Raw genomic sequence first — 23904 nt, forward strand, 5'->3', positions numbered from 1 at the left:
CGCGGCGGCACAGTCGGGGCATGACCAACGAATCGACTCCGCCGATGTTCGACCAGCGGCTTCGGGAACGGTTCCTGAGCCAGCGGGTCCTCGTACTGGACGGCGTGCTCGACGACGACAACGGGACGGTCCTCGCGACCCAGATGCTGTCGCTGGCCGGCGAGGACCCGGTCAAGGACATCGCGCTGTGGATCCACTCGCCCGGCGGTTCGGTCCCGTCGATGCTCGCGATCCGCGACGTGATGCGGCTGGTGCCCTGCGACGTGTCGACGCTCGCGCTCGGGCTGGCCTGCAGCGCCGGGCAGTTCCTGCTGTCCGCGGGCACTCCCGGGAAGCGATTCGCCCTGCCGCACGCGCGAATCCTGATGCACCAGGGATCCGCGGGAATCGGCGGCTCGGCCGTGGAGGTCGAGGTGCAGGCCGACGACCTGCGGTACACGCGGGACACCGTGCTGGGCCTCACCGCGCAGGACACTGGACAACCGTTCGACCGCATTTTCGCCGATTCCCTGCACGACCGGTGGTACACCGCCGCGGAGGCGAAGGACTACGGCTTCATCGACCAGATCGTCGACCGCCTGGAGCAGGTCGTGCCGGTGCGCACGCACGCGATGGGCCTGGGGGTACGCGCATGAGCACCTACACCATCCCGAACGTCGTGACCCGCAGTCCCGGCGGCGAGCGGATCATGGACGTCTACTCGCATTTGCTGTCGGAACGGATCGTGTACCTGGGAACGGCGATCGACTCGGGCGTCGCGAACGCGTTGATCGCACAGTTGTTGTTCCTGGAGTCGGACAACCCGGAGCAGGAAATCAACCTGTACATCAATTCCGAGGGCGGCGACCCGGCGGCGATGCTGGCGCTGTACGACACGATGCGCTTCATCAAGGCCCCGGTGGCGACGACCTGCGTGGGCCAGGCGGTGGCGACAGGCGCGGTGCTGCTCGCCGCCGGCGCCGCTGGCCGCCGCTCGGTGCTGCCGCACGCGCGCGTGGTGCTGCATCAGCCGGCCGCGCAGGGCCGCGGGACGATCCCGGACCTGATCCTGCAGGCGGACGAGGTGATCCGGGTCCGGACGCAACTGGAGGAGATCACGTCCCGGCACACCGGCCACGACGTCGCGGAGCTGCGCCACGACACCGACCGAGACCGGGTTTTCGACGCGGCCGGGGCGGTGGAGTACGGGCTGGCGGATCAGGTGATCGAAGCTCGCCCGTGAGGCGGGGCGCGGGCCGGGGCGGGGTTCCGGCCCGCGGCTTCGCTGTTCGGGCCCCTCGGTCCTCGTTCGGGCGGGGTGATGGGTTGGTCGATGGCCTGCTGGTGGCGGTTCTTGTGCAGTGGCTTGGGCCGCCGCCGGTACCGGTTCGGCCGTGCGGTGTCGCTGGAGAGTCAGCGGCTCGGGTTCTCGCCCGCGGAGCGTGCCGCCGCCCGGGTCGGTTCGGGCTTTGCGGGGCGTTGGCCGCGGGTCGGTCCCCGGTCGCTGGCGATTCGGCTCAAGCCGCCATCAGCACCGGCCCGGCCGGACGCCGCGCAGGCCTCGGTCCGACGACGCTGATCCGCCGCAGGTCGCCGACGATTCCGCTCAGCAGGCCGGTCAGGTTGACCCCGAGCGCGCCGGTCACCGCGGCGATCATCTCGCTCGACGGTTCCTTCCGGCCGCGCTCGATCTCGGACAGGTACTGCGGCGAGATCCCGGCCCGCTCGGCAACGTCGACGAGCCGCTCGCCCTGGTTTTCCCGGGCGGAGCGGAGACTGCGGCCGAGGACCTCGCGCCACAGGGGTTCCGCCTCGTCGTCCCGGGCGGGGGCGCGGCGCTGGTGGAAAGGAAGGATGTCCGCCATAGGCCCAGCCTGGCATCCGCCGGGCCCGCGGCGACAGCGGTTCCGCTCAGGGCAGAACGCCAGGTCGTCATCCCGCGACTTGATTGCCGAGCATGATCACGCCGAGCACCAGCGCGAGCGCCGACGCCCCGAGGCCCACCCCGGACAGCGGCTTGGCCGTGCGCCGTCCGATGACGCCGACGAGCCCGCAGGCCAGCCCGGCGAACCCGAACGGGAGCGCGACGTAAGCCCGGACGCCGCTCAGGTCGATCGGCAGCAGCGGGACCACGCAGCCGAGAATGCCGAGCACCAGCGCCGCGACGCCCAGCCAGACGCCGTTCGCCGGAGCGGGCAGGGGGGAGTAGCCCGGGTATTGCTGGACGTTCGGCTGACCCGGCCCTGGTTGCGGCTGCCCGGCCGGTGGCCCTGGGTGCGTTGGCCACGCCTGCGGCATAGCCTGCTGCGCGGACCCGGAAGGCGGCAGACCGGCCGTCGTGCCCTGCGCGTCGTCCGACGGTGTTCCCTCGGTCGATTCGCCCGCCCTCGGCGGAGCCGGTTCGGACGTCGGGCCGTCAGTCATCGGGAGCTCCTCACCGCGCGAAAGAAAACTCGTCACACCTTAGAGCGCCGAGGTGAGAGGCCCAATCCACTTCGCGCAAGTCGGTAGGGTGCCTGGGAGGCAGGAACCGGCGACCGACGGGGTGACGCATGGACCGGCGCGAACTGATCGACCAGGCTCTCCGCGGCGTCGAGGCCTGGGAACGCACATGGGGTCCGTTCCCGCCGTCCCCGGCCAGCCAGCCGGACGTCGACCTGCCCGCGCTGCTCGACGCCTACGCCACCCGGATGGCCGCGTCCTTCCCGTTTTTCCACCCCCGCTACGCAGGCCAGATGCTCAAACCGCCGCATCCGGTCGCGGTCGCCGCCTACCTCGCCGCGATGGTGGTCAACCCGAACAACCACGCGCTCGACGCGTCGCAGGCCACCTCGCCGATGGAGGTCGAGGTCATCGCGGACCTGGCGCGGATGTTCGGGTTCGCGCAACCGTCGCTCGGCCATCTCACCTCCAGCGGAACCATCGCGAACCTCGAAGCCCTCTGGGTCGCCCGCGAACTGGCCCCGGGCAAGGCGGTCGTCCACTCGCGGGACGCGCACTACACGCACGGCCGCATGTGCCAGGTGCTCGGCGTGGAATCCCGCGCGGTGCGAGCACTTCCCGACGGTCGCGTTGATATGTCAGCGGTCGAAGCTGAAATCCGCAGCGGCGGCGTCGGCACGGTGGTGCTGACGCCGGGAACCACCGGACTCGGCGCGGTCGACGACATTCAGCAGGCCCTCGCGCTGAAGGAACGGTACGGAGTCCGCCTGCACGTCGACGGCGCATACGGCGGGTTCTATGCCTTGCTGGACGAATACGCGGCCTATCGCGCGATCGGCTCGTGCGATTCCGTCGTCGTCGACCCGCACAAACACGGCCTCCAGCCCTACGGATGCGGCGCGGTGTTGTTCGCCGACCCGGCAGTCGGCCGGTTCTACAAACACGATTCTCCCTATACTTATTTCACTTCCGACGAGTTGCACCTCGGGGAGATCTCCCTGGAATGCTCCCGCGCGGGCGCTGCCGCCGGAGCGCTTTGGCTTACCCTGCAAGCCTTCCCGCTGCAACGAGACCGCGGCCTCGGCCGATTGCTGTCCGCCTGCCGTCGAGCGGCGAACGATTTCGCCGGACTGCTCAAGGAGTCCGACCGGTTCGCGCTCCATCTGGAGCCCACTTTGGACATCGTCACCTACTGGCCTCGACGGACACGGATGAGCGAGATCACCGAAGCTGCCAATCTGATTCTTCAGAACGGCATGGCAGACAAGGAAAACCCGCTGTATCTGTCCACATTGCGCGTCGACGCGGATGCTTTTGCCGCCCTGCACCCGAATGTCGAACGCGACGCCGAGACGGTCACCATCTTGCGGTCGGTGCTGATGAAGCCCGAGCACGAGGCGTGGATCCCGCAGTTGAAGCAAGCACTCGACCGGCTGGCGGACTGAGCCGATCGCCGGAACGACATCGCCGCCGAGCGTGACGCAGGGTTGAACCGTTGATCGGCCTCCCGCCGGAGCTCTGGGATTCGCGCAGGGTGCGGCTTTGCTCGCCTCGATTGTCGGCTCCCTCGGGGGTGCGATGGCCGCTGCGGTGCTCGCCCCGCCCGCCGACCTCATCTTGCGGCTGAATTCCTCCGAGGTCCCGCGACCACTCCCGCCTGGGCATCCGACGAATCAGGCCGCAACTGTGACCTCCATCAACAACAAGCGCCAACAACATGCCGCGTATGCAACTATTGCTGAAGCCGACAAGAGGCACCAACACGCAGACCAAGGAGACGCGGGCTCATGCCACTAGCACTGGTAGCGCTGGCCATCGGGGCGTTCGGGATCGGCACCACCGAATTCGTGATCATGGGTCTTCTCCCCGAGATCGCCGCCGACTTCGGGGTGTCCATTCCCTCGGCCGGTTTCCTGGTGACGGGTTACGCGCTCGGGGTCGTCGCGGGCGCCCCGGTGATGACCGTTCTCGGGACGAAGATCAATCGCAAGACCATGCTCATGCTGCTCATGGGCCTGTTCATCGCGGGGAACCTGCTTTCGGCGGTCGCGCCCGTTTTCGGGGTCATGCTCGCCGGGCGGATTGTCGCGTCGCTCGCGCACGGGGCGTTCTTCGGGATCGGCTCGGTCGTCGCGGCGGAGCTCGTCGCGCCGGACAAGCGGGCCGGGGCGATCGCGATCATGTTCACTGGCCTCACGGTCGCCAACATCGTCGGCGTGCCGCTCGGGACGTTCGTCGGGCAGGCGGTCGGCTGGCGGGTCACGTTCGGGGTCGTCGCGGCGCTCGGCGTCGTCGGGCTCGCCGGCGTCGCGAAGCTGGTGCCGGACCTGCCGCGGCCCGAGGGGGCGCATCTGCGCAAGGAGCTGGCCGCGTTCCGGAACGTCCAGGTGATCCTCGCGATGGCCATGACGGTGCTCGGTTTCGGCGGGGTCTTCGCCGCGATCACCTACATCGCCCCGATGATGACCGAGATCGCCGGGTATTCGGCGGGCGCGGTGACCTGGCTGCTGGTGCTGTTCGGCGTCGGCATGTTCCTCGGCAACCTGACCGGCGGCCGGTTCGCCGACCGCAAGCTCATGCCGATGCTCTACGTCAGCCTCGGCGGCCTCGCGATCGTACTGGCGCTGTTCACCGTCACCGCGCACAGCAAAGTCCTCGCCGCGGCAACGATTCTGCTGATCGGCGCGCTCGGCTTCGCCACTGTGCCGCCGCTGCAGAAGCGCGTTCTCGACCAGGCGCACGGCGCGCCGACGCTCGCCTCCGTCGTCAACATCGGCGCGTTCAACCTCGGCAACGCGCTGTCCGCGTGGCTCGGCGGCGTCGTGATTTCCGCCGGATTCGGTTACACCGCACCGAACTGGGTCGGGGTCGCGCTCGCCGGTTCCGCGCTCGGCCTCGCGGTCTTGTCGGCCGCGCTCGAGCGGCGGCCGCGCGTCGCCGTGGCCGAACCCCTTGTCCAGCACTGAGAAAGGCAACATCCATGAAGATCCGCCTGAACAACGGCGTCGAAATTCCGCAGCTCGGCTTCGGCGTCTTCCAGGTCCCGGACGACGAGACCACCGCCGCGGTGGCCAGCGCGCTCGAAGCGGGCTACCGCAGCATCGACACCGCCGCGATCTACGGCAACGAAGCAGGCGTCGGCCGCGCCATCGCCGAGTCCGGGATCTCCCGCGAGGAACTCTTCGTCACCACCAAGCTGTGGAACGAAGACCAGGGTTACGACTCCACCCTGCGCGCCTTCGACGCCAGCCTCGCGAAACTCGGTCTCGACTACGTCGACCTGTACCTGATCCACTGGCCGACGCCCGCCCGCGACCGCTACCTCGACACCTGGCGCGCCCTGGAACACCTCGCCAAGGACGGCCGGATCCGCGCCGCCGGCGTCTCCAACTTCCAGCCCGCGCACCTGCGTCGCCTGCTCGACACCAGCGACCTCGTGCCCGCGGTCAACCAGATCGAGCTGCACCCGGGTCTTCAGCAGAAGGAACTGCGCGCCTTCCACGCCGAGCACGGCATCGCGACGGAAGCGTGGAGCCCGCTGGCCCAGGGCGCGGTCCTGACCGACCCGGCGATCACCGAAATCGCCGAGCGCACGGGCAAATCGGCCGCGCAGGTCGTGCTGCGCTGGCACCTGCAGCTGGGCAACATCGTGATCCCGAAGTCCGTGACGCCCGCCCGGATCCGGCAGAACCTGGACGTCTTCGACTTCGCGCTGACCGACGACGACCTCGCCGCGATCGCCGCCTCCGACCGCGGCCTGCGCACCGGGCCGGACCCGGATCAGTTCAACTGACCCGGCTTCCCGCCGCCGCTGCGGGTTCCTCTCTGGTGAACCGGCCGGGCGACGGGTGTGCGCGTGGCCGAGATGGGCTCGTGCGAAGTCCGTGAGGGGAACCCTAGGGGAATCAGAGTCCGTCAGGGTTCCCCTCACGAACCTCCGTGCCACGCGCTCGCAATTCGCGTCGGGTCGGCACGAGCGGGAACCCCGCCCGCTAAGGCGAAACAAACCCCGGCTAGTTGCGCACCAGGCGGGTAGCCGTGACCCCGTTGGGAAAAGCCGTTCGTTCCGCCACCGAAAACACCGTCGGGTCGAACTCGCCCGCCACCATCGGGATGCCTGCGCCCGCCACCACGGGATAGCTTTTCAGCACGATCTCGTCGATCTCCGGCAGCAGCGCCCCGGCCAGGGTGCCGCCGCCGCATAGCCAGATGTCCTTTTCCGTTTCCTCCTTCTTCAGGTCTCTCACCAGGCCGACCGGGTCGCCGGGGACGACGGTGACCGCCGGGTCGAGGTCCGGTTTCAGCGTGCTCGACACGACGTACTGCCGCAGGTGCGCATATGGGCTGGGGACGCTCGGATCGAGCTGGTGGGTCGCGCGGCCCATCAGGACGGTGTCGAACCGGCGGTTCGGGGCGTCCGCGAGGCCGAAAGCGGCGCGGAACGCGGTGGGGACGGTCTCCGGGTACAGCGAGTTCATGAATCCCATATATGCGGCGGTCTGCGGGGCGTCGCCCTGGGGGAAGAAGTCGAACTCGCCCGCGGGGCCGGCGATGCGGCCGTCGAGGGTGACCGCGATGTAGTACACGAGCTTTCGCATCTGATAACTCCGTCTGTAGTACTATGGTTGAAGTGGTTTGGACCGTACAACTACAACTGGAGTGGTGTCAAATGGTGCGGAGGAACGAACAGCGGCGGGCTGCGCTCGTCGACGCGGCGATCGAGGTCCTGGCGCGCGAGGGGGCGCGCGGGCTGACGTTCCGGGCGGTCGACGGCGAGGCGGGCGTGCCCGCGGGCACCGCGTCCAACTACTTCGCCAATCGGGACGAGCTGCTCACGCAGGCTGGCGCCCGGGTGTACGAGCGGCTGCAGCCGGACGACGACTCGATCCCGCCCGGTCGCGGGGACCGGGAGTCGTATGCCCAGTTGATGCGGGAGCTGGTCAGCCGGGTCGCGGGGTTCCGCACGGGGTATCTCGCGTTGCTGGAGCTGCGGCTCGAGGCCGCCCGGCGGCCGGAGTTGCGCAAGGTGCTGACGGAGCGCGTCCGGGCCGATGTCGACGCGAATGTCGCGTACCACCAAGCGTCCGGGCTGCCCGGCGACGCCACGGCGGTCAAGCTGCTGATTCTCGCGTTGAACTGGCTGATCGTCGAACAGCTGACGTTGCCGGACGTGTTTTCCGAGGCGGAACGGGAACAATTGATCACGGAAGCGGTCGAACGGATCGTCGCCGCCGAATAAGGACTATCCGGGAGAAAAAGAACCGTTTCCCATCCCGCCCTCGACCGATAATTTAGGTTTGCCTATCGTAAGCCGCGTGCAGTGGGCAGACGCGGTTCCGAACCTGATGATCGGCTTGCGCGAAGGGCTGGAAGCAGGCCTCGTGGTGAGCATCCTGCTGGCCGCGCTGCGCAAGATCCGGCCGGACGAAAGCGCGGAAGGTCCGGTGTCCACGGCCCCGGTATGGCTGGGCGTGCTGGGCGCGGTGACCGTAGCGGGCAGTTTCGCCACGATTCTCACCTTTTCCACCGATGTCCTTTCTTCGCGCGCCCAACAGATCGTCGGCGGCTCGTTGAGCGTGCTCGCGGTATTTCTCGTCACCGGCATGGTGTTTTGGATGCGCCGGACCGCGATGGGGCTTTCCGCGCAATTACGCGGCGAAGTCGAACGCGCGGTCGCGATCGGTGCGGGCGCGCTGACACTCACCGCGTTCCTGGCGGTCGGCCGCGAGGGCCTGGAGACCACGCTGTTCCTCTGGACGGCGGTGAAAGCGTCCGGCACCACGGTCGCGCCGCTGACCGGAGCGGCGCTCGGGCTCGGCCTCGCGATCCTGCTGTGCTGGCTGCTCTACCGTCGCGCCGTAAAACTCAACCTCGGCGTTTTCTTCAGCCGCACCGCTTTCGTGCTGATCGTCATCGCGGCCGGCGTCCTCTCCTACGGTCTCGGCGATCTCCAGGACGGGGGAGTGCTGCCCGGCCAGAGCTGGGTCGCGTTCGACCTCACCGGCACGCTCGACCCGAACTCGTGGTGGGTCTCGCTGATCAGCGGCGTCACCGAGCTCACGCCCCGGATGACCGTGCTGCAGGTGACGGCCTGGCTCGCCTACCTCGCCGTCGTGATCCCGCTGTTCGTCAAGGCCGGTCGGCAGCCGGTCGAACGCAAGCCCGCGAGCGAACCGGAACCGGCCGGGAAGTGGGAACGGCTGGCGGGCAAGCACACCGTGGTCGTCGCGGGCGCGCTGGTACTGGTGCCGGTCGCGGTCGCCGCTTTGGTGCTCACCGCGCTTCCCCAAGCCGCGACGGGTTCCGCGATCTCGGTGACCGACCACGACTGCGCGCCGGAATGGAAGTCCGCGCAGGCCGGGACGCAAACCATCACGGTGACCAACAAAACGGCCAAGGCGGGCGAGATCCGGCTAGACGACAGCAGCGGCGGCATCGTCGCGGAGATCGAGACAATCGGTCCGGCCACGAGCGCCACGATGTCCGCGACGCTCGCCAACGGGTCCTACACCTTCCACTGCCTGATGTCCGGTCAGGCCACGACCGCGTCGGCTCCGGTGCAGGTCAGCGGCGGTGGCACCAGCGACGGTCCGGCGCCGGTCAAACCGGTCACCACCGAAGATCTCACCGGGCCGAATCAGAAATATCTCGCATACGCCGCCCAGCAACTCGGCACCGTGTCGACTGGGGTGGGCACGGTCCGCGCCGATCTGGCTGCGAACAACACTGAGGCGGCGAAGAAAGACTGGCTGACCGCGCAACTCGCGTGGGAGCGCGTCGGCGCGTCCTACAACAGCTTCGGCGACGCGGGCACCGCAGTCGACGGCCTGCCGAACGGATTGCCCGCGAACACAGCCGATCCTGGCTTCACCGGGTTGCATCGCTTGGAGTACGGCTTGTGGCACGGCCAGGCTCCGGCGTCGCTGCTGCCGGTCGCCGACCAGCTCACCCAGGATCTCGCGGCCCTGCGCGGAAAACTCAACACCGACGACGTCGCGGGCGATCCCACGAAGCTGCCGATCCGCGCGCACGAAATCCTCGAGGACGCGATCCGCGACCATCTGTCCGGAATGGACGATCAAGGCAGCGGAACCGCGTACGCCGCGACGGATGCCGACATCGACGTCACCCGGACCGTCCTGGTTGAGCTGACTCCGCTGCTCAACGAGCGCGCCCCCGGCCTGGTCCAGACCGCCGCGAAGCAACTCGACACGCTGCACGAAGCGCTGGTCAACCACGCGCCCACGACCCTCGCCCAGCGGCAGGCCGTCAACGGCGCGGCCGGTGCGGTCGTCGAGACGCTGTCCGCGGTGCCCACTCTGCTCGAAGTTCCCCCGAGCCACTGATCGGCTGGTGAATCCCGAAGTGACGAACGTGAACCGCCGCAACTTCCTGAAAGGCGCGGCCGCCGGTGCGGCAGGCACCGCGCTCACCGGAGGCGTGCTGATCGGCGGTGCCCAGGCCGACGAGCGCTCCGCTGGCGCGGCACCAGCGCCGGCGACGGAGTACCCGTTCCACGGGGCCAACCAGTCCGGCGTGCTCACCCCGGCGCCGGCCGAAAAACAGGCTTCCGCGGCCTTCGTGGCCTTCGATCTGCTCAGCAACTCGAAGGCCGACCTGATTGCGCTCCTGCACACGCTCACTGACCGGGCCCGCTTCCTCGCCACCGGTGGCACGCCGCCGAACCTGGGCGTCGGAAGGCCGCCGTCGGACAGCGAGGTGCTCGGCCCGTCCGTGCTCGCCGACGGCCTCACCGTCACGGTTTCGTTCGGCGCGAGCCTCTTCGACCGCGTCGGACTCGCTGCGCGGAAACCGACAAAGCTGACCCCGATGAAGATTTTCCCCGACGACGCGCCGGAAGCCGCCTGGATGCACGGCGACCTGCTGATCCAGTTGTGTGCCAACAACCCGGACACGGTGCACCACGCACTGCGCGACCTCACCCGGCACACCCGCGGCGCCATGCAGATGCGGTGGAAAATGCACGGCTACAACCCGCCTCCGCGGCCGTCCGGTGCGGGCCGGAACCTGCTGGGGTTCAAGGACGGCACGGCGAATCCGGTCGGCGGCGAGGCGAGCGGGCTGGTGTGGGTCGACGATCCGGCCGAGCCCGCGTGGGCGCACGGCGGCAGCTACCAGGTGGTGCGGTTGATCCGGATGCTGGTCGAGTTCTGGGACCGGGTGTCGATCAACGAACAGGAGAAGATGTTCGGCCGCCGCCGCGATTCGGGCGCCCCGCTCGACGGCAACGCCGAAACCGACAATCCGAACTACGCCGCGGATCCGCAGGGCGCGGTGATCCCGCTGACCGCGCACATCCGGAAGGCCAATCCGCGCACGCCCGCCACCGACAACCAGCGCCTGGTCCGCCGCTCCTACAACTACGACCTCGGCGTGGACGCGAACGGGGAACTCCAGGCCGGGCACGTGTTCGTCTGCTATCAGCAGGACGTGCGGCGGCAGTTCGAGACGGTGCAGCAGCGGCTGGCCGGCGAGCCGCTGGTCGATTACGTGCAGCCGTTCGGCGGCGGATATTTCTTCACGCTGCCTGGCGTACGCGACCAGGGCGACTGGTATGCCAGCGGGTTGTTTGCTTAGCCTAACCTTGCTCGCGACGGTCGAGGTGCGGTGCAATGAGGTATGGACCTGTACTCGGTCGGCGAGGTGTCGGCGCGCTTCGGCGTGCCGGTGTCGACGCTGCATTACTGGGAAAGCTGCGGCCTGATCGAGCCGCGTCGCCGGTCTGGCTGGCGGGTCTACGACCAGGACCAGCTGTACCGGATCGCGCTGATCCGCACCTGGCGCGAAACCGGCCGGCTGAGTCTCGACGACATCGCGGTGCTGCTCGGGGTGCACGGCCAGTCCAGCGACTGGCGGGACACGGTCGCCGCCCGGATCGAGGAGATCCGGGAGCAGGTGACGCGGCTGCTCGACGCGCAGGCGTACCTGCAGCACCTCGTGCGGTGCCAGCACGACGGCCCGCTGGACGAGTGTCCGCACTTCCGCGCCGGGATCGAGCTGCCGGTCGCGAAGGCGGCCAGGTAGCCGGACCCGAGCACCCCAATGTGGCATTGGGTGCATGCGACGCACCCAATGTGGCGTTCGGTGCGTCTGACGCACCCAATGTGGCATTGGGGCGATGTGGGCCTGTGGGTGTGGCACCGGATTTTCCAGAGTGGCACCACGGGTTGACCTGGGGTTTTGTGGTGATGGGTGCCATGGTGGTGCCAAACTGAGCCAAGGTGGCTTGCGGTGGTGCCAACCGTGTGCCATAGTGGTGCCATGGACTTGACCACGTACGTAAGCAACCTCGGGCGGGAATTCGCGACGCTGGCCGAGGCCGGGGGCGAAGAGGGACGCGCGCTGGTCGAGCGGCTCACCGGATCGCTCGAATCGGCGATCCGGATGACCCTCCTGGACACCCTGTCCGGTGCCGTCGACGAGATCACCCGGGACCTCGCGCCCGGGTCGGTCGAACTGCGCCTGCGCGGCCGCGACCCGAACTTCGTCGTGACCGTGCCGCCCGCCGAACCCGCTCCGTCCGCCGCGCCCGCGGCCGAACCGGCTCCGGAGGCCGAACCGCTGTTCTCCGAGGACGGTCCGTCCGCGCGGATCAACGTGCGGCTGCCCGAACAGCTCAAGGCCGCGGTCGAGGAGGCCGCCGCCAAGGAGGGCCGTTCGGTCAACGCCTGGCTCGTCCGGGCGGCCACCGCGGCACTGCAGCAGCGGCCCGAACGCGAAGCGCGGTTCGAATCGACCGGCGGCACCTTTTCCAAGCAGAGTTTCACCGGCTGGGTCCGGTAATTCCGTAATTCGCTAACGCTTTTCCTCCGTCGCCGACCTGCGGAGACGGCACACCGAATACCGAAGTGGGGACAACCATGCCTAAATTCGACACTCCCGACCCGATTTCCGTCACCCTCGACCTCGGCGTCGGCCAGGTGCGATTCGCCGCCGGCGACCGCGCCGACACGGTCGTCGACGTCCGGCCGACCGACGAGACGGACTCGTCCGACGTCAAGACCGCGGAGCAGGTCCGCGTCGACTACAGCAACGGCACGCTGCACATCACCGGCCCGAAACTGCGGGCGTTCGACTTCTCCCGCAAGACCCGCTCGGTCGACGTGACGGTCGAACTGCCCGCCGGTTCGCGGGTCGCCGCCGAGGTGCAGGCGGGGGCGTTCCACAGCACCGGGCAACTCGGGCAGTCGCGGTTCAAGACCGCCGCCGGGAACGTCAGCCTCGACCGCACCGGTCCGCTGCGCGTCGACACCTCGGTCGGTCACGTCACGGTCGAGGGGATCGGCGGCGAGGCGGAAATCTCCACCTCGTCAGGCAAGGTCCGGCTCGGTCCGGTCGACGGGGCCGTGACGGTCAAGAACTCCAACGGCGACACCACGATCGAGTCCGCGTCCGGGGACGTCCGGGTGCGCTCGGCCAACGGCGACATCACCGTCGGACACGCCGGCGCGGGCGTCGACGCGAAGACGTCCAACGGGGCGATCCGGCTCGGCGAGATCGTCCGCGGTTCGGTCCTGCTCGAGAGCGCGATCGGCGACCTGCGGATCGGCATCGCCGAGGGCACCGCGGCCTGGCTCGACGTGAAGACCAACTTCGGCCACGTGCGCAACCAGCTCGAGACGTCGACCGGCGCCGGGGAGTCCAAGGAGACCGTCGAGGTCCGCGGGCACACCGCGTTCGGCGAAATCGTCATCCACCGTTCCTGACCAGAGTTTCGGAGAAACCTATGTCCAGCAATCATTCCCGGCCGGCGATCGCCGCGACCGGACTGCGCAAATCCTTCGGCGACCACGTCGTGCTCGACGGCATCGATCTCGCGGTCGCCCGCGGCACGGTCTTCTCGCTGCTCGGCGCGAACGGCGCGGGCAAGACCACCACGGTAAAGATTCTGTCCACTTTGATCAATGCCGACGGCGGCGCGGCGCAGGTCGCCGGGTACGACGTGGCCGCGGAAGCGGACGGCGTGCGGGCCTCGATCGGGGTCACCGGGCAGTTCTCCGCCGTCGACAATCTGCTGACCGGCGAGGAAAACCTGCTGCTGATGGCGGATCTGCACCACCTCGACCGGACCGCGCGGCGGCAGCGCACGGCCGAGCTGCTCGAACAGTTCGATCTCGTCGACGCGGCCAAGAAGCCGGTGTCGACGTACTCCGGCGGCATGCGGCGCCGGCTCGACCTGGCGCTGACCTTGGTCGGCAGCCCGCAGGTGATCTTCCTCGACGAGCCGACCACCGGCCTCGACCCGCGCAGCCGCCGGGCGATGTGGGAGATCGTGCGCAAGCTGGTGGCCAGCGGGGTCACGATTTTCCTTACCACGCAATACCTCGAAGAGGCCGACGAACTGGCCGACCGGATCGCCGTCCTCGACCACGGGCGGATCGTCGCCGAGGGCACCGCGGAAGAACTGAAGCGCCAGATCCCCGGTGGCCACGTCCAGCTGCGCTTCGCGGAAGAGGGCGACCTCGGACACGCCCAGCGGGCGCTGAGCGAGGCGTCGCGGCAGAACGACGCGCTCGTGCTGCGCGTGCCCAGCGACGGCAGCCTGCAGTCGCTCAAGGCGCTGATCGACCGGCTCGACGCGTTGTCGGTGAAGGTCGACGAACTTTCCGTGCACACCCCCGATCTCGACGACGTTTTCCTTGCCCTGACTGGCAACCCGACCGAAGAAAAGGTGACTTCCCGATGACTGCCCCCGTTCTCGCCGGACCGGACCTGCGCTTCCACCCGGTGCGCGACTCGCTGACCATGCTGCGCCGGAACCTCAAGCATATGCTCCGGTATCCGTCGCTGACGATCATGCTGGTCGGCATGCCGGTCGTCTTCCTGTTGCTGTTCGTCTACGTTTTCGGCGGCACGCTAGGCGCCGGATTAGGCGGGGCCGGAGGAGGCGGCAGAGCCGAGTACGCCAACTTCGTCGCGCCGACGATTCTGCTGATGACCATCACCGCGACCGTGCAGGGAACGGCGATTTCGGTCGCGATGGACCTGAGCGAGGGGGTCATCGCCCGGTTCCGGACCATGCACATCGCCCGGGTTTCGGTGCTGACCGGGCACGTGCTCGGCAGTGTGCTGCAGGCGTTGTTCGGGCTCGTGGTGGTCACCGGGGTCGCGCTGCTGGTCGGGTTCCGGCCCGCCGCCGGGGTCGGTTCGTGGTTCGCCGCGGTCGGCTTCCTCGTGGTGGTGGCGCTCGCTCTGGTGTGGCTGTGCGTCGCGCTCGGACAGGTGAGCAAGAGCGTCGAATCGGCCAGCAACACGCCGATGCCGTTGCTGCTGCTGCCTTTCCTCGGCAGCGGGTTCGTGCCGACCGATTCGATGCCGGGCGCCCTGCGGTGGTTCGCCGAATACCAGCCCTTCACGCCGATCATCGAGACCCTGCGCGCGCTGCTGCTCGACCGGCCGCTCGGCAACCACCTGTGGTTCGCGCTCGGCTGGTGCGCGGTGCTGGGCGTCGGCGGATATCTCTGGTCCAAGAAGCTTTTCAATCGCGAATACGCACACTGAAAGGGGCATGGGGGATGACGGGCGAGGAGATCGTGCAAGGGGTTCCGATGGGGCGGGCGGAGGGGTGCCCGTTCGATCCTCCGCCGTCGCTGACCGCGGTGCGGGACCGGGCTCCGCTGACGCGGATGGCGTTCCCGGACGGGCACGTCGGCTGGTTGGCCACCGGGCACGCGGAGGTCCGGGCGATTCTTGCGGACCAGCGGTTCAGCAGCCGGTACGAATTGTGGCACTACCCGTTTCCCGGGATGGAAATCTGTCCGGAACTGCCTCCGGCCCCGGTGGGGGACATGACGGGGATCGACGCGCCGGAGCACACGCGGTTCCGGAAACTGCTGACCGGGAAGTTCACGGTGCGGCGGATGCGGTTGCTCGGCGACCGGGTCGCGGAGGTCTCCGGCGAGTACCTGGACGCGATGGAAAAGGCCGGGCCGGGGGTCGATCTGCTCGAGGCTTACGCGCATCCGGTGCCCGCGGTGCTGATTTGCGAATTGCTCGGGGTGCCGTATTCGGATCGGGCGTCTTTTCTCGGCTGCGCGGCCGCGATCAGCGACGTGGGTCTTTCCGAAGAGGAGAGGATGACGGCTTATGGACAGTTGCAGGAGTATGTGGCTTCGCTGGTACCGGCTAAGCGGGCCGCGCCCACGGACGATTTGTTCAGCGACCTGACCGGCAGTGCTCTGACCGACGAGGAATTGGCTGGGCTGGGGACGTTCCTGCTGGCGGCGGGGTTGGACACGACGGCGAACATGCTGGCGTTGGGGACGTATGCGCTGCTGCGGAATCCGTCGCAGTGGGCGGTGGTGCGGGACGAGCCGGACGCTGCCGAGGGGGTGGTCGAGGAGTTGATGCGGTATTTGTCGATCGCGCATACCGGGGCGCGGGCCGCACTGGAGGATGTCGAAATCGGCGGGCAGGTGATCCGGGCTGGGGAGACTGTGGTGCTGTCGGTGCAGGCGGCCAATCGGGATCCGCGGAAGTTCGAGCGGCCGGACGAGCTGGACGTGCGGCGGAATGCGGCCGGGCATGTCGGGTTCGGGCACGGGATTCATCAGTGTTTGGGGCAGCAGTTGGCTCGGGTGGAGATGACTGTGGCGTTGCCTGCTTTGGCGCGGCGGTTTCCTCGGCTGCGGGTGGCGGGGGAAGTTGTGGTGCGGCCTGAGGTGCAGAATATTTATGGGGTCGTGAAGTTGCCGGTCGCTTGGTGACGTTGTGGTCCGGTTGACTCCCTCGCTTTTGATTGTTTAACACTGGCTCGGCGCTATCAAGGGCGCCTTCGGCGTCGCTGCGCGATGGCCGCTGGCGCGGCCACCCCTTGACAGCTCCGAGCCAGTGCTAACTGCGGCGGGGGCGAGGGGATGGGGTGAAGTGGTCGTCTTCGTCAGTTTCGAGGGTAGGTGGCGGTGGTGAGTGTGGTTGATGCGGATGGGGTGGAGGCGGGGGTTCGGGAGTTGGGGGTTCCGCCAGGCGGGGTGGTGATGGTGCATTCGTCGTTGTCCGCGTTGGGGAGCGTGGAGGGTGGGGCGGAGGCGGTCGTGCGTGGGGTGCTGGGGGTCGCGGGGACGGTGGTGGTGCCTGCGTTTACGCCGCAGGCGTCGGTCGCGGCGGTGGGGGCGCGGGCGGCGGAGGTGACTTCTCGGCAGCCGCTGGGTTATGCGGTGGGGCGGGGGTCGCCGTTCGAGTGGTTGTCTCGGGCGGGGGCGCGGATCGTGCTGCTCGGGGTCGGGCATGACCGGAACTCGTTCCTGCACTATGCCGAATCCCTCGTCCCGCATCATCGGCGGAAGGTCCGGCGGTTTCCGTACCTGGTGGACGGTGAGCGGGTGTGGGTGCGGACCGACGACGTCGGGGACGACAACGGGCGCTTCTTTCCTCAGGTCGGAGCGGAATTCGGGGAGACCGGCGGCGTGCGGCGGGGCAAGATCGGCGACGCGGACTGTCAAGTGATGGACTGTGTACCGTTCGTAGGTTTCGCGCGGCGGAGGCTGGCTGAGCTGCTGCGGTGAAACTGGCACCTATACTCGGGCGTTGTGACTGAAGGGTTGGAGCGCTGCCAGGCGTTCCTGGAGGAACGGCAGCCGCCGACGCCGTGTCTCGTCGTGGATCTTGACGTCGTGCGCGGAAGCTGCGCGCGGCTCCGCGCGGTGCTGCCGGAAGCGCGGATGTACTACGCGGTCAAGGCCAATCCGGCGCCCGAGGTCGTGCGGGTGGTTCGGCAAGCCGGGGCGGGGTTTGACGTCGCGGGGCGCGAGGAGATCGAATTGTGTCTCGCGCAAGGGGTGCGGCCGGAGTCGCTGTCTTATGGCAACCCGGTGAAGAAAGCGCGGGACATCGAATTCGCGCATCGCGTCGGGGTGCGGCGGTTTACCTTTGACAGCCGGGAGGATCTGGAGAAGCTCGCCGAGTTCGCGCCGGGGGCGACGGTTTCATGCCGGATTCTGGTGGACAGTCCTGGGGCGTTGACGCCGTTCGGGCGGAAGTTCGGGTGTGATCCCGCGATGGCGGCCGAGTTGCTGGTTCGGGCTGCCGAGCTGGGGCTGGATCCGGAAGGGATCGCGTTTCACGTGGGGTCGCAGCATGTCGATCCGCGGGCTTGGGAGGCCGGGATCGCTGCTGCGGGCGAGGTGACTCGTGCGGTGGCGCAGCGCGGGGTTTCCTTGCGTGGCTTGAACATCGGCGGCGGATTTCCGGTTGGCTATCTGACTGAGCCGCCGTCGTTGGAGGAATACGCGGCGGTCATTCGCGACGCGGTGGGGCGGCATTTCGCGGTGGCCCCTGAGCTGTCGTTCGAGCCGGGGCGGGCTGTGGTGGCCTCGGCGGGGGTGATTCGCAGCGAGGTCGTGCTGGTTTCGCGCAAGTCCGCGGCGGACGAGAAGCGTTGGGTGTATCTCGACATCGGCCGGTACGGCGGGCTTGCCGAGACGGAGAACGAGGCGATCGCGTACCGGTTGGTTACCGCGCATGACGGGGGTCCGGACGGGCCCGTTGTGGTTGCGGGGCCGACCTGCGACGGGGACGACGTGCTTTATCAGCGCACGCCGTATCGGTTGCCGTTGGCGTTGCGGGCGGGGGATTACGTCGATATTCCGCACGCAGGGGCGTACACGCAAAGTTACTCTTCGGTGTCGTTCAACGGTTTTCCGCCGTTGCGGGCGTACTTCATCGGCGGGGAATCCGCTGGCGTAGGGGAATTCGCCGGACGGCATGTGCTGGCTGAGTTTTCCGGGGTGGCCGCGGAGTTGCTCGACGATCCGGCGTTCTTGTGCGAGAGCTTGGAACGCGCGCTGGACAAGGCCGGTGCGACGGTGTGCGAGCTGACGTACAAGCAGTTCGAGCCGCACGGTGTGACGGCGATGGCGTTGCTGTCGGAGTCGCACGCTTCGATTCACACGTATCCGGAGCGCGGGTCGGCATTCGTGGACGTGTTCACGTGCGGGCGCAAGGCGGATCCGGAGCTGGCGGTTCACTTGCTGCGGGACTTGCTCGGCGCGAGCGTTTCGCGGGTCACCACTATCCACCGAGGACAGGAAGACAGTTGAACATCGAGGAACCGGTCGGCGCGGGGCTGACGCGGCGGTGGCATGTTTCGGACGTGCTCGTGGACACGCGTACTGCGTATCAGCATCTGGTGATCGGCGAAACGGCGCAGGGGATTTCGCTGTTCTGCGACGACGAACGGCAGAGCACCGAGTTCAGCCAGCTGGTGTATCACGAGGCGTTGCTGATTCCGGCGCTGCTGCTGGCGTCCACTGTGGACCGCGTGCTGGTGGTCGGGTCCAGCGAAGGCGTGGTGTGCCAGATCGCGGCCGAGGCGGGGGCTTTGGTCGACCACGTGGACATCGACGCCGAGGCGGTTCGGCTTTGCGCGGAGCATCTTCCGTATGGGTACACGCCGGCTGAACTGGCCCGGGCGGAGCGTGGCGAGGGACCGGTCCGGGTGCATTACGCGGATGGGTGGGAGTACGTCCAGGCTTGCGCGGAGAAGTACGACGTGGTGCTGGTGGATCTGCCGGATGAGCAGGATGACGCCGATGCGCAGCACAATCGGTTGTACGGCAAGGAATTCCTGGCGCAGTGCCGGTCGTTGCTGACGCCGGGTGGAGTGGTGGCGTATCAGGGCGGGTGCCCGACGCTGTGGCGGAACTCGACGTTGGTGAAGTGCTGGCGTCGGTTCGAGGAAGTGTTCCCGGCTCCGGTCTACTTTGGCTCGCCGGAGCACGAGTGGGCGTTTTTCTTCGGTACGGCCGGGGAAGTGTCGCTCGAGACGATGGTGGAGCGGTTGGAGAAGTTGCGGTACCGGCCGGTGTCGATTGACGCGCTGACGTTGCGGGGGGCGACTGTTCCGCCGATCAGTCTTCGCTGATGACGGAAGTGTGGACGTTCGCGCTGGTCATTCCGGACGGAGTGGTCAGCGACGCGTTCGATTCCATGGTGGATCTGCTGGGGCGCAACGGGTTTGCCGTGGTCACGGGCCAGGTTCTTCAACTGGACTTGCCGACGATGATGCGCGGAGCCGGGGACGGTGGGGTATCTCGAGGAGAACGTCATCTTCGTTTCGGGACTGGAGCGGCTGGTTCTCGACACGCACGACGCGTGATCGCGTCAGGTCAGTGGCCCGAGAACCAGCCGGGCAAATCCAGCCGCGCGGACTCCGGGGAAGCGACTTTCCGCAGGTCCTCCTCCAAGGCCCGCAGCCGCTCGGCGCCCAGGGTTTCAGACCACTCCGCCCGTAGTCGTTCGAAGATCCGGGCGGACTTGGCCAGGCAGTCGAGGCCCCGGTCGGTCAGGCGGACCAGCAGGCGGCGGCCGTCGCCGGGGTCGCGTTCTCGGTGGACGTAGCCGAGTCGTTCCAGGGTGTCGATCGTCTTCCCCGCGGCCTGTTTGGTGACGCCGAGAGTGCGGCCCAGCTCGACGGCGGTCGTGCCGGACGGGCCGATCGCCTGGAAGACGAACCCGTGCATCGGGCGCACGTCGGGGTGGCCTTGCTTCGCCAGGTCGGCGTGCAGGTCGTCGATCAGGCTGCGGAAGCCGAACAGCAGGCGCAGCGGCAGCTCGTATCCGGGCGGATCGCTTGACATAAGTAGACAACCTCGTTGACTATATGGACAACCTGATTGTCTATCTTAACGGGGAGCAGCGCATGACAGTGATTCGGGAGAGCCGTCGGACGGAGACGCCCAACGCGGTGATGACGACGTTGGCCTCGCCGACGCAGGGCGGCAGCCAGCAGGCGGTGTGGAGAGTGGACATGATGCCCGGCGCGGTCGGGCCGGTGCATGCGTTCGACACCGAGCAGGTGTGGACGGTGCTCGGGGGTGGGGCGGAGATCTCGGTGGGCGGGGTGGTCGAGGTCGTGCGGGAAGGGGAGACGGTGGTGCTGCCAGCCGACGCGGAGCGGCAGGTGCGGGCGGGCGCGCGGAGCGGCCTGGTGGCGATCGTGTGTGCGCCGGGGAGCACGCGGGTGTACCGGACCGGCGTGGTGCCCGCGTGTGCGACGGCGGACGGGGACAAGATTCTTCCGGACTGGGTGGCCTGAGACTGGGCGACTGGAGACTGTGGCGGGCGTCACGGAATGTTCGGCGATCTTGAGCGGCTACAACGGATATGTCTGCTCCCACCACGCCAGAAGAGTCCGCCGCGGTCGTTCCTGTTCTGGACGACTTCGATTTCCCGCTCGTCGACGGCGCTGCCTGCCGCATCGACGACCCGGACTGCGAAGCCTGCCAGTAACGCCGCACGCACGGAGGAATCCGTTGCGTGACACGCGGTAACCACCCGAATGACCGGTCGGTGACGGCTCGGGAAACACGGTAACTGCCGGCCGGTCCGGCAGTTACCGTCGTTCTCGTGCCGTTGACATTGATCAAAGGTCAGTTCCGGGTTGCCGGGGCGTCGCCGGACGGGGATTCGGTGCGGTTCTACCCGGACCGAGCTGACGCGTTTTCCGCCGCCCGCCTCAAAGTGCGGACCAACTCCCGCGGTGGGGTGCAGTTGCGCCTCGACGGGATCGACGCGCTCGAGACACATTACCGGCCGCGCGTGGCGGGCGCCGAATTGTGGTATCAGCCGAAGGAACTGGCTGACGCCGCCGGCGCGGAACTGTTGCGGCACCTCGGATTCACGAAGGTCGAGCGCGACGAAGGCGGACGCGTTTCCGCCAGCACGCCGGGCGAGACGAGCGGGCACATCCTGACCCGGTTCGCCGACAAGTACGGCCGCGCGGTCGCGTTCGCGTTTCCCGGACAGCGGGCGGGGCGTTCCACGGACGGCGGGTCCGTGCATCTTGAACCGAAAACGCTGAAGGCGTCGGCGAATTTCCGTCTTCTCGAAACCGGCTCGCGTATCCGACGTTCTACTCCAAGCTGTACCCGGATCTCCGGCAGACGATGGCCGACGCGGCGGTCGCGGCGCGCACCGCGGGCAAGGGCGTGTGGGAGCACGACGTCACCAACAGCGGGTTTCGGCTGACCAGCCGCGCCCAATTGCGCGACGACGTGGTGCTGTTGCCGAAACTGTTCCGCCGGCTGGCCGATTACTTGAGCCTGGACGAAACCGGCGGCGTCTCGCTCGCCGGATTCGCGGACTATGTCGACACTCGCAACGACCAGCTTTTCACCATTCCCGACGGGCACGCGACGGAACTCAGCACGCTCCTGTCCGTCCGGCGGCAGACGTTGAAGCTCACGACTCCGCCGGAGCAGATCGTGTTCCAAGAGGCTTGACCGGTTGCCGCAGCACCGTTTTGAGCTTCTCGGGTGCGGTGCGGCGCGGGTCGCTCAGGTAGATCTCGTGGTGGTCGCCGTTGAAGGTCAGGCCGTGTTCGGGCAGGTATTCGTCGTGGAGCCGGTGCAACGTAGGCGTTTCGTCGTCGTACGAGCCGACGTGCAGGATCTGGACGCTCATGCCTTCAGTCAGCGTGCGTAGCCGGACTCCGGCGAGCGCGGGGTTGTCTTTTTTCTTCGCGACACTTTCGGCGGCTTCCCGGACCATGTCCTCGGTGACCCAGTCCGGCTGACTGATCAGCATCGTCCAGTCCCACTTCGCCTTGTCTCGGGTGAGGAAGACGCTGGAGTCGTCGGCGCGCCAAAGTCCCTCAAGCGGTCCGACGACGAAGTCTCGGCCGAGGTTTTTCTTGCTGGCGAACTTCACCGCATAAGCGATTCCGTACAGCGCTTCGACGGCGTTCGTATACTCCGGCGCGGTGTTCGGGTCGCCGTGGCCGTCGGCGGCCAGATACTGAAGCGCGGGAACCTCCACGACGGTGAAGTCCGCAGGCGGCGAATACAGCGCGCGGTGGGCCTTCTTGACGTCGTACTTCTCCATCGCGGTCTCCTTGGTGAGGACGCTCTCGGTCCAGGTGAGGTCGGCCGTGAGCATTGCTTCGCTGTAGTCGAAAATCGCCGCCGCGGCGTCGGGCAGGGATTCTTGGCTGGCGCGCGTCGCCCGGACTTCGGCGAGTTGTCCGCGCAACGCGGCGATCCGCGTGGTCAGGCCGGAACGCACTTCGGTGTCCGGCAGGCCCGGGCTGTTGGCCATGGCGATGAGGACACGCGCGTGGATCGGCGTGAGAGCGCTGAGTGCTTCGCGGGTGGCGTCCGCGCAGAGTTCGACGCCGGCCGGCGTGGCTTGGAAGGTGGCGCGCGATTTGCCGGAGCGCGGGCCGCCGGTCGCTTCGATCAGGCCGCGCTTGGCCAGTTTGTCGAGGACGTAATAGATCGAGGAAAACCCGAGCGCGGTCCAGGCGCGGATGCCGCGCTCCTCGATCACCCGCTCCAGTTCGTAGCCGTGCCGGGGCTGCTCGACGAGCAGGCCGAGGACGGTCAGTTCGGCGTCGGTGAGGGCGGGCATGCCAGCTATTCTAGTACTAGAATAGCTGGGCCTTCAAGACCGCGACTTCGGGAGCCGGGTCGAACCCGTGTCCGGCCAGCCATCCGCAGGCTGCGCAGCGACCACCACGCGCGGAGGACGTCGAGGTCGACGTCTGCGCCGTAACCGGCCAATACGTCGGGGAGGTGTTCCTGGTGGGCCTCGGACCAGTCGAGGATGCCGGTCACCTCGTCGCCCTCAACGAAAATGTGCGCGACCTGCAGATCTCCGTGGGTGAAGACCCGCGGCCACGGCCGCAGCGGCGCCTCGTGCAGTGTCCGGGCGGCGGCCCCCGCGGCTGCCCAAGCGGCCGGGGACGCGGTCGACGGTGCGCCGGGGCGGCCGAGTTCCCGTCCGGGCAGGGCGGCGAGCGCGAGCACGGGCGGTTTCCGCCAGCGGATCTCCGGCGTCGGGACCGGGGCGAGCGCCATCGCCGCGACTTCGGCGTCGGCGCGCGCTTGGTCGGTGTCGACCTTCAGGAACACGTCGCCGACGCGCAGGGTCGTCACCAAAAACGAGCACCGAAGTCGCCGGGTTTTCCCAGCCTGGCTTAGCGTTGCAGCCTCGGATCCTGCGAGGGATCGGCGTACATCGGCGGACAGCCTTGGAGAACGGCTTCGGGGCGCAGTTCGTAGTGCCACGGTTCGTTCCGGTAGATCTGGCACAGTCCATATGCGGCACCGTGTTCCGACAGCCACGCCGTGGCTTCGAAGGGGCCGAGATCGATCGCGTTCCCCAAGACGTGCGCGGACTGGTCGGCGGTGGCTACCCAACGGGCGGCCTCCTGCTCCGAGCCGTATTTGGCGATTGCCTTGCGCCGAAGCTGATTCTGATACGCCGGGGAACGCCAGCCGCTGTTGACGCGGAACTCGACGCCGTCGTCAGCGGCGTCTTTGGCCGCCCGGCGCAGCGCGTCCAGGAATTCCGGATCGAGATTGGCCACGGCCGGAATCTCGGCGAATACTGTGGTGCCGGGCGGGACGGCGCCGTCGGCCTCGCTGAGTGCGCCACGACGGCGAAGCACCTGGCGGACGGTTCGCCGGAAAACGGCGAGAGCCGGACGTCGTGCGGATTCGCTGCGGGTCATGGCGTCCAGCC

General features: G+C 68.1%; 26 protein-coding genes and 1 pseudogene. 20 read left to right on the forward strand and 7 right to left on the reverse strand.

Annotated elements, in window-relative coordinates; genetic code table 11:
• Positions 1–20: 20 nt before the first annotated feature.
• Together SSMG_RS05470 and SSMG_RS05475 are read left to right on the forward strand one after the other, a co-directional pair.
• Positions 21–635: a ClpP family protease gene (locus SSMG_RS05470; RefSeq protein ID WP_009073576.1), complete on the forward strand. Its 615-nt coding sequence runs from the start codon at positions 21–23 to the stop codon at positions 633–635.
• Positions 632–1222, forward strand: a complete 591-nt coding sequence (locus tag SSMG_RS05475; protein ID WP_009073577.1) for a ClpP family protease — start codon at positions 632–634, stop codon at positions 1220–1222. Before SSMG_RS05470 ends, SSMG_RS05475 begins: the two co-directional genes overlap by 4 nt.
• Positions 1223–1496: 274 nt before the next feature.
• On the opposite strand, the gene SSMG_RS05480 is transcribed toward SSMG_RS05475, so the two are convergent.
• On the reverse strand, positions 1497–1844 hold the full coding sequence (locus tag SSMG_RS05480; RefSeq protein WP_009073579.1) for a helix-turn-helix domain-containing protein: 348 nt from the start codon (positions 1842–1844) through the stop codon (positions 1497–1499).
• Between the two features lie 67 nt (positions 1845–1911).
• Complete coding sequence (locus tag SSMG_RS05485; RefSeq protein WP_037712659.1) at positions 1912–2403, reverse strand: hypothetical protein; 492 nt, start codon at positions 2401–2403, stop codon at positions 1912–1914.
• Positions 2404–2531: 128 nt separating this feature from the next.
• On the opposite strand from SSMG_RS05485, the gene SSMG_RS05490 reads away from it, so the two are divergent.
• The 3 genes from SSMG_RS05490 to SSMG_RS05500 all read left to right on the forward strand — a co-directional run bounded on the left by SSMG_RS05490 (position 2532) and on the right by SSMG_RS05500 (position 6214).
• A complete protein-coding gene (locus SSMG_RS05490; protein WP_009073583.1) occupies positions 2532–3866 on the forward strand; it encodes an aminotransferase class I/II-fold pyridoxal phosphate-dependent enzyme in 1335 nt (444 codons plus the stop codon).
• A gap of 342 nt (positions 3867–4208) precedes the next feature.
• The gene (locus SSMG_RS05495) at positions 4209–5387 is read left to right on the forward strand and encodes an MFS transporter (protein WP_009073585.1); all 1179 of its coding nucleotides are present in this window, start codon (positions 4209–4211) and stop codon (positions 5385–5387) included.
• A 14-nt stretch (positions 5388–5401) separates the two neighbouring features.
• On the forward strand, positions 5402–6214 hold the full coding sequence (locus SSMG_RS05500; RefSeq protein WP_037712661.1) for an aldo/keto reductase: 813 nt from the start codon (positions 5402–5404) through the stop codon (positions 6212–6214).
• 220 nt (positions 6215–6434) lie between these two features.
• Here SSMG_RS05500 and SSMG_RS05505 read toward each other — a convergent pair whose 3' ends face one another.
• Positions 6435–7019 carry a dihydrofolate reductase family protein gene (locus SSMG_RS05505; protein ID WP_009073587.1) on the reverse strand — a complete coding sequence of 195 codons (585 nt, stop codon included), beginning with the start codon at positions 7017–7019 and terminating at the stop codon, positions 6435–6437.
• 71 nt (positions 7020–7090) lie between these two features.
• On the opposite strand from SSMG_RS05505, the gene SSMG_RS05510 reads away from it, so the two are divergent.
• The 12 genes from SSMG_RS05510 to SSMG_RS05570 all read left to right on the forward strand — a co-directional run bounded on the left by SSMG_RS05510 (position 7091) and on the right by SSMG_RS05570 (position 19303).
• Positions 7091–7660, forward strand: coding sequence for a TetR/AcrR family transcriptional regulator (locus tag SSMG_RS05510; protein WP_037712664.1), 570 nt, complete (start codon positions 7091–7093; stop codon positions 7658–7660).
• A 76-nt stretch (positions 7661–7736) separates the two neighbouring features.
• Entirely contained in the window at positions 7737–9767 is a 2031-nt protein-coding gene (efeU, locus tag SSMG_RS05515; RefSeq protein WP_037712666.1) for an iron uptake transporter permease EfeU, read from the forward strand.
• A gap of 19 nt (positions 9768–9786) precedes the next feature.
• The gene (gene efeB, locus SSMG_RS05520; protein WP_037716634.1) at positions 9787–11019 is read left to right on the forward strand and encodes an iron uptake transporter deferrochelatase/peroxidase subunit; all 1233 of its coding nucleotides are present in this window, start codon (positions 9787–9789) and stop codon (positions 11017–11019) included.
• A 42-nt stretch (positions 11020–11061) separates the two neighbouring features.
• Positions 11062–11466: a MerR family transcriptional regulator gene (locus SSMG_RS05525; protein ID WP_009073593.1), complete on the forward strand. Its 405-nt coding sequence runs from the start codon at positions 11062–11064 to the stop codon at positions 11464–11466.
• A 237-nt stretch (positions 11467–11703) separates the two neighbouring features.
• The gene (locus tag SSMG_RS05530) at positions 11704–12225 is read left to right on the forward strand and encodes a YlcI/YnfO family protein (RefSeq protein WP_037712668.1); all 522 of its coding nucleotides are present in this window, start codon (positions 11704–11706) and stop codon (positions 12223–12225) included.
• Positions 12226–12302: 77 nt separating this feature from the next.
• Entirely contained in the window at positions 12303–13148 is an 846-nt protein-coding gene (locus SSMG_RS05535) for a DUF4097 family beta strand repeat-containing protein (protein ID WP_009073597.1), read from the forward strand.
• 20 nt (positions 13149–13168) lie between these two features.
• A complete protein-coding gene (locus tag SSMG_RS05540) occupies positions 13169–14128 on the forward strand; it encodes a daunorubicin resistance protein DrrA family ABC transporter ATP-binding protein (protein ID WP_009073599.1) in 960 nt (319 codons plus the stop codon).
• Complete coding sequence (locus SSMG_RS05545) at positions 14125–14943, forward strand: ABC transporter permease (protein WP_009073601.1); 819 nt, start codon at positions 14125–14127, stop codon at positions 14941–14943. Before SSMG_RS05540 ends, SSMG_RS05545 begins: the two co-directional genes overlap by 4 nt.
• A gap of 14 nt (positions 14944–14957) precedes the next feature.
• Entirely contained in the window at positions 14958–16148 is a 1191-nt protein-coding gene (locus SSMG_RS05550) for a cytochrome P450 (RefSeq protein ID WP_009073604.1), read from the forward strand.
• Between the two features lie 270 nt (positions 16149–16418).
• Positions 16419–16946 (forward strand): AAC(3) family N-acetyltransferase, encoded by a 528-nt coding sequence (locus SSMG_RS05555; RefSeq protein ID WP_078561069.1) that lies wholly within the window; start codon positions 16419–16421, stop codon positions 16944–16946.
• A 108-nt stretch (positions 16947–17054) separates the two neighbouring features.
• The gene (gene speD / locus SSMG_RS05560) at positions 17055–18479 is read left to right on the forward strand and encodes an adenosylmethionine decarboxylase (RefSeq protein WP_286157026.1); all 1425 of its coding nucleotides are present in this window, start codon (positions 17055–17057) and stop codon (positions 18477–18479) included.
• On the forward strand, positions 18476–19303 hold the full coding sequence (locus tag SSMG_RS05570; RefSeq protein ID WP_009073610.1) for a spermidine synthase: 828 nt from the start codon (positions 18476–18478) through the stop codon (positions 19301–19303). Before speD ends, SSMG_RS05570 begins: the two co-directional genes overlap by 4 nt.
• 244 nt (positions 19304–19547) lie before the next feature.
• Here SSMG_RS05570 and SSMG_RS05575 read toward each other — a convergent pair whose 3' ends face one another.
• Positions 19548–20018, reverse strand: a complete 471-nt coding sequence (locus SSMG_RS05575; protein ID WP_009073612.1) for a MarR family winged helix-turn-helix transcriptional regulator — start codon at positions 20016–20018, stop codon at positions 19548–19550.
• Between the two features lie 62 nt (positions 20019–20080).
• Between SSMG_RS05575 and SSMG_RS05580 the strand changes: the two genes are divergently transcribed.
• The 3 genes from SSMG_RS05580 to SSMG_RS45980 all read left to right on the forward strand — a co-directional run bounded on the left by SSMG_RS05580 (position 20081) and on the right by SSMG_RS45980 (position 21662).
• A complete protein-coding gene (locus SSMG_RS05580) occupies positions 20081–20476 on the forward strand; it encodes a cupin domain-containing protein (protein WP_037716644.1) in 396 nt (131 codons plus the stop codon).
• 68 nt (positions 20477–20544) lie between these two features.
• On the forward strand, positions 20545–20670 hold the full coding sequence (locus SSMG_RS46660) for a hypothetical protein (protein WP_255409804.1): 126 nt from the start codon (positions 20545–20547) through the stop codon (positions 20668–20670).
• A 656-nt stretch (positions 20671–21326) separates the two neighbouring features.
• The gene (locus SSMG_RS45980; protein ID WP_199785810.1) at positions 21327–21662 is read left to right on the forward strand and encodes a hypothetical protein; all 336 of its coding nucleotides are present in this window, start codon (positions 21327–21329) and stop codon (positions 21660–21662) included.
• Here the strand turns inward: SSMG_RS45980 and SSMG_RS43195 are convergent.
• From SSMG_RS43195 to SSMG_RS05600, 3 genes and pseudogenes are all read right to left on the reverse strand, one after another.
• Entirely contained in the window at positions 21622–22788 is a 1167-nt protein-coding gene (locus SSMG_RS43195) for a GyrI-like domain-containing protein (RefSeq protein ID WP_009073617.1), read from the reverse strand. The genes SSMG_RS45980 and SSMG_RS43195 overlap by 41 nt on opposite strands.
• Before the next feature lie 16 nt (positions 22789–22804).
• Positions 22805–23318 (reverse strand): annotated as a pseudogene (locus SSMG_RS05595) (phosphotransferase).
• Between the two features lie 38 nt (positions 23319–23356).
• On the reverse strand, positions 23357–23893 hold the full coding sequence (locus SSMG_RS05600; protein WP_100266714.1) for a M15 family metallopeptidase: 537 nt from the start codon (positions 23891–23893) through the stop codon (positions 23357–23359).
• Between the last annotated feature and the right edge of the window lie 11 nt (positions 23894–23904).

Source organism: Streptomyces sp. AA4, assembly GCF_000158875.1.
Lineage (GTDB): Bacteria > Actinomycetota > Actinomycetes > Mycobacteriales > Pseudonocardiaceae > Amycolatopsis.

Coding starts and splice junctions, on each gene's coding strand:
- SSMG_RS05470 (WP_009073576.1), top strand. CDS start 21: ATGACCAACGAATCGACTCCGCCGATGTTCGACCAGCGGCTTCGGGAA.
- SSMG_RS05475 (WP_009073577.1), top strand. CDS start 632: ATGAGCACCTACACCATCCCGAACGTCGTGACCCGCAGTCCCGGCGGC.
- SSMG_RS05480 (WP_009073579.1), bottom strand. CDS start 1,844: ATGGCGGACATCCTTCCTTTCCACCAGCGCCGCGCCCCCGCCCGGGAC.
- SSMG_RS05485 (WP_037712659.1), bottom strand. CDS start 2,403: ATGACTGACGGCCCGACGTCCGAACCGGCTCCGCCGAGGGCGGGCGAA.
- SSMG_RS05490 (WP_009073583.1), top strand. CDS start 2,532: ATGGACCGGCGCGAACTGATCGACCAGGCTCTCCGCGGCGTCGAGGCC.
- SSMG_RS05495 (WP_009073585.1), top strand. CDS start 4,209: ATGCCACTAGCACTGGTAGCGCTGGCCATCGGGGCGTTCGGGATCGGC.
- SSMG_RS05500 (WP_037712661.1), top strand. CDS start 5,402: ATGAAGATCCGCCTGAACAACGGCGTCGAAATTCCGCAGCTCGGCTTC.
- SSMG_RS05505 (WP_009073587.1), bottom strand. CDS start 7,019: ATGCGAAAGCTCGTGTACTACATCGCGGTCACCCTCGACGGCCGCATC.
- SSMG_RS05510 (WP_037712664.1), top strand. CDS start 7,091: ATGGTGCGGAGGAACGAACAGCGGCGGGCTGCGCTCGTCGACGCGGCG.
- SSMG_RS05525 (WP_009073593.1), top strand. CDS start 11,062: ATGGACCTGTACTCGGTCGGCGAGGTGTCGGCGCGCTTCGGCGTGCCG.
- SSMG_RS05530 (WP_037712668.1), top strand. CDS start 11,704: ATGGACTTGACCACGTACGTAAGCAACCTCGGGCGGGAATTCGCGACG.
- SSMG_RS05535 (WP_009073597.1), top strand. CDS start 12,303: ATGCCTAAATTCGACACTCCCGACCCGATTTCCGTCACCCTCGACCTC.
- SSMG_RS05540 (WP_009073599.1), top strand. CDS start 13,169: ATGTCCAGCAATCATTCCCGGCCGGCGATCGCCGCGACCGGACTGCGC.
- SSMG_RS05545 (WP_009073601.1), top strand. CDS start 14,125: ATGACTGCCCCCGTTCTCGCCGGACCGGACCTGCGCTTCCACCCGGTG.
- SSMG_RS05550 (WP_009073604.1), top strand. CDS start 14,958: ATGACGGGCGAGGAGATCGTGCAAGGGGTTCCGATGGGGCGGGCGGAG.
- SSMG_RS05555 (WP_078561069.1), top strand. CDS start 16,419: ATGGTGCATTCGTCGTTGTCCGCGTTGGGGAGCGTGGAGGGTGGGGCG.
- SSMG_RS05575 (WP_009073612.1), bottom strand. CDS start 20,018: ATGTCAAGCGATCCGCCCGGATACGAGCTGCCGCTGCGCCTGCTGTTC.
- SSMG_RS05580 (WP_037716644.1), top strand. CDS start 20,081: ATGACAGTGATTCGGGAGAGCCGTCGGACGGAGACGCCCAACGCGGTG.
- SSMG_RS46660 (WP_255409804.1), top strand. CDS start 20,545: ATGTCTGCTCCCACCACGCCAGAAGAGTCCGCCGCGGTCGTTCCTGTT.
- SSMG_RS45980 (WP_199785810.1), top strand. CDS start 21,327: ATGGCCGACGCGGCGGTCGCGGCGCGCACCGCGGGCAAGGGCGTGTGG.
- SSMG_RS43195 (WP_009073617.1), bottom strand. CDS start 22,788: ATGCCCGCCCTCACCGACGCCGAACTGACCGTCCTCGGCCTGCTCGTC.
- SSMG_RS05600 (WP_100266714.1), bottom strand. CDS start 23,893: ATGACCCGCAGCGAATCCGCACGACGTCCGGCTCTCGCCGTTTTCCGG.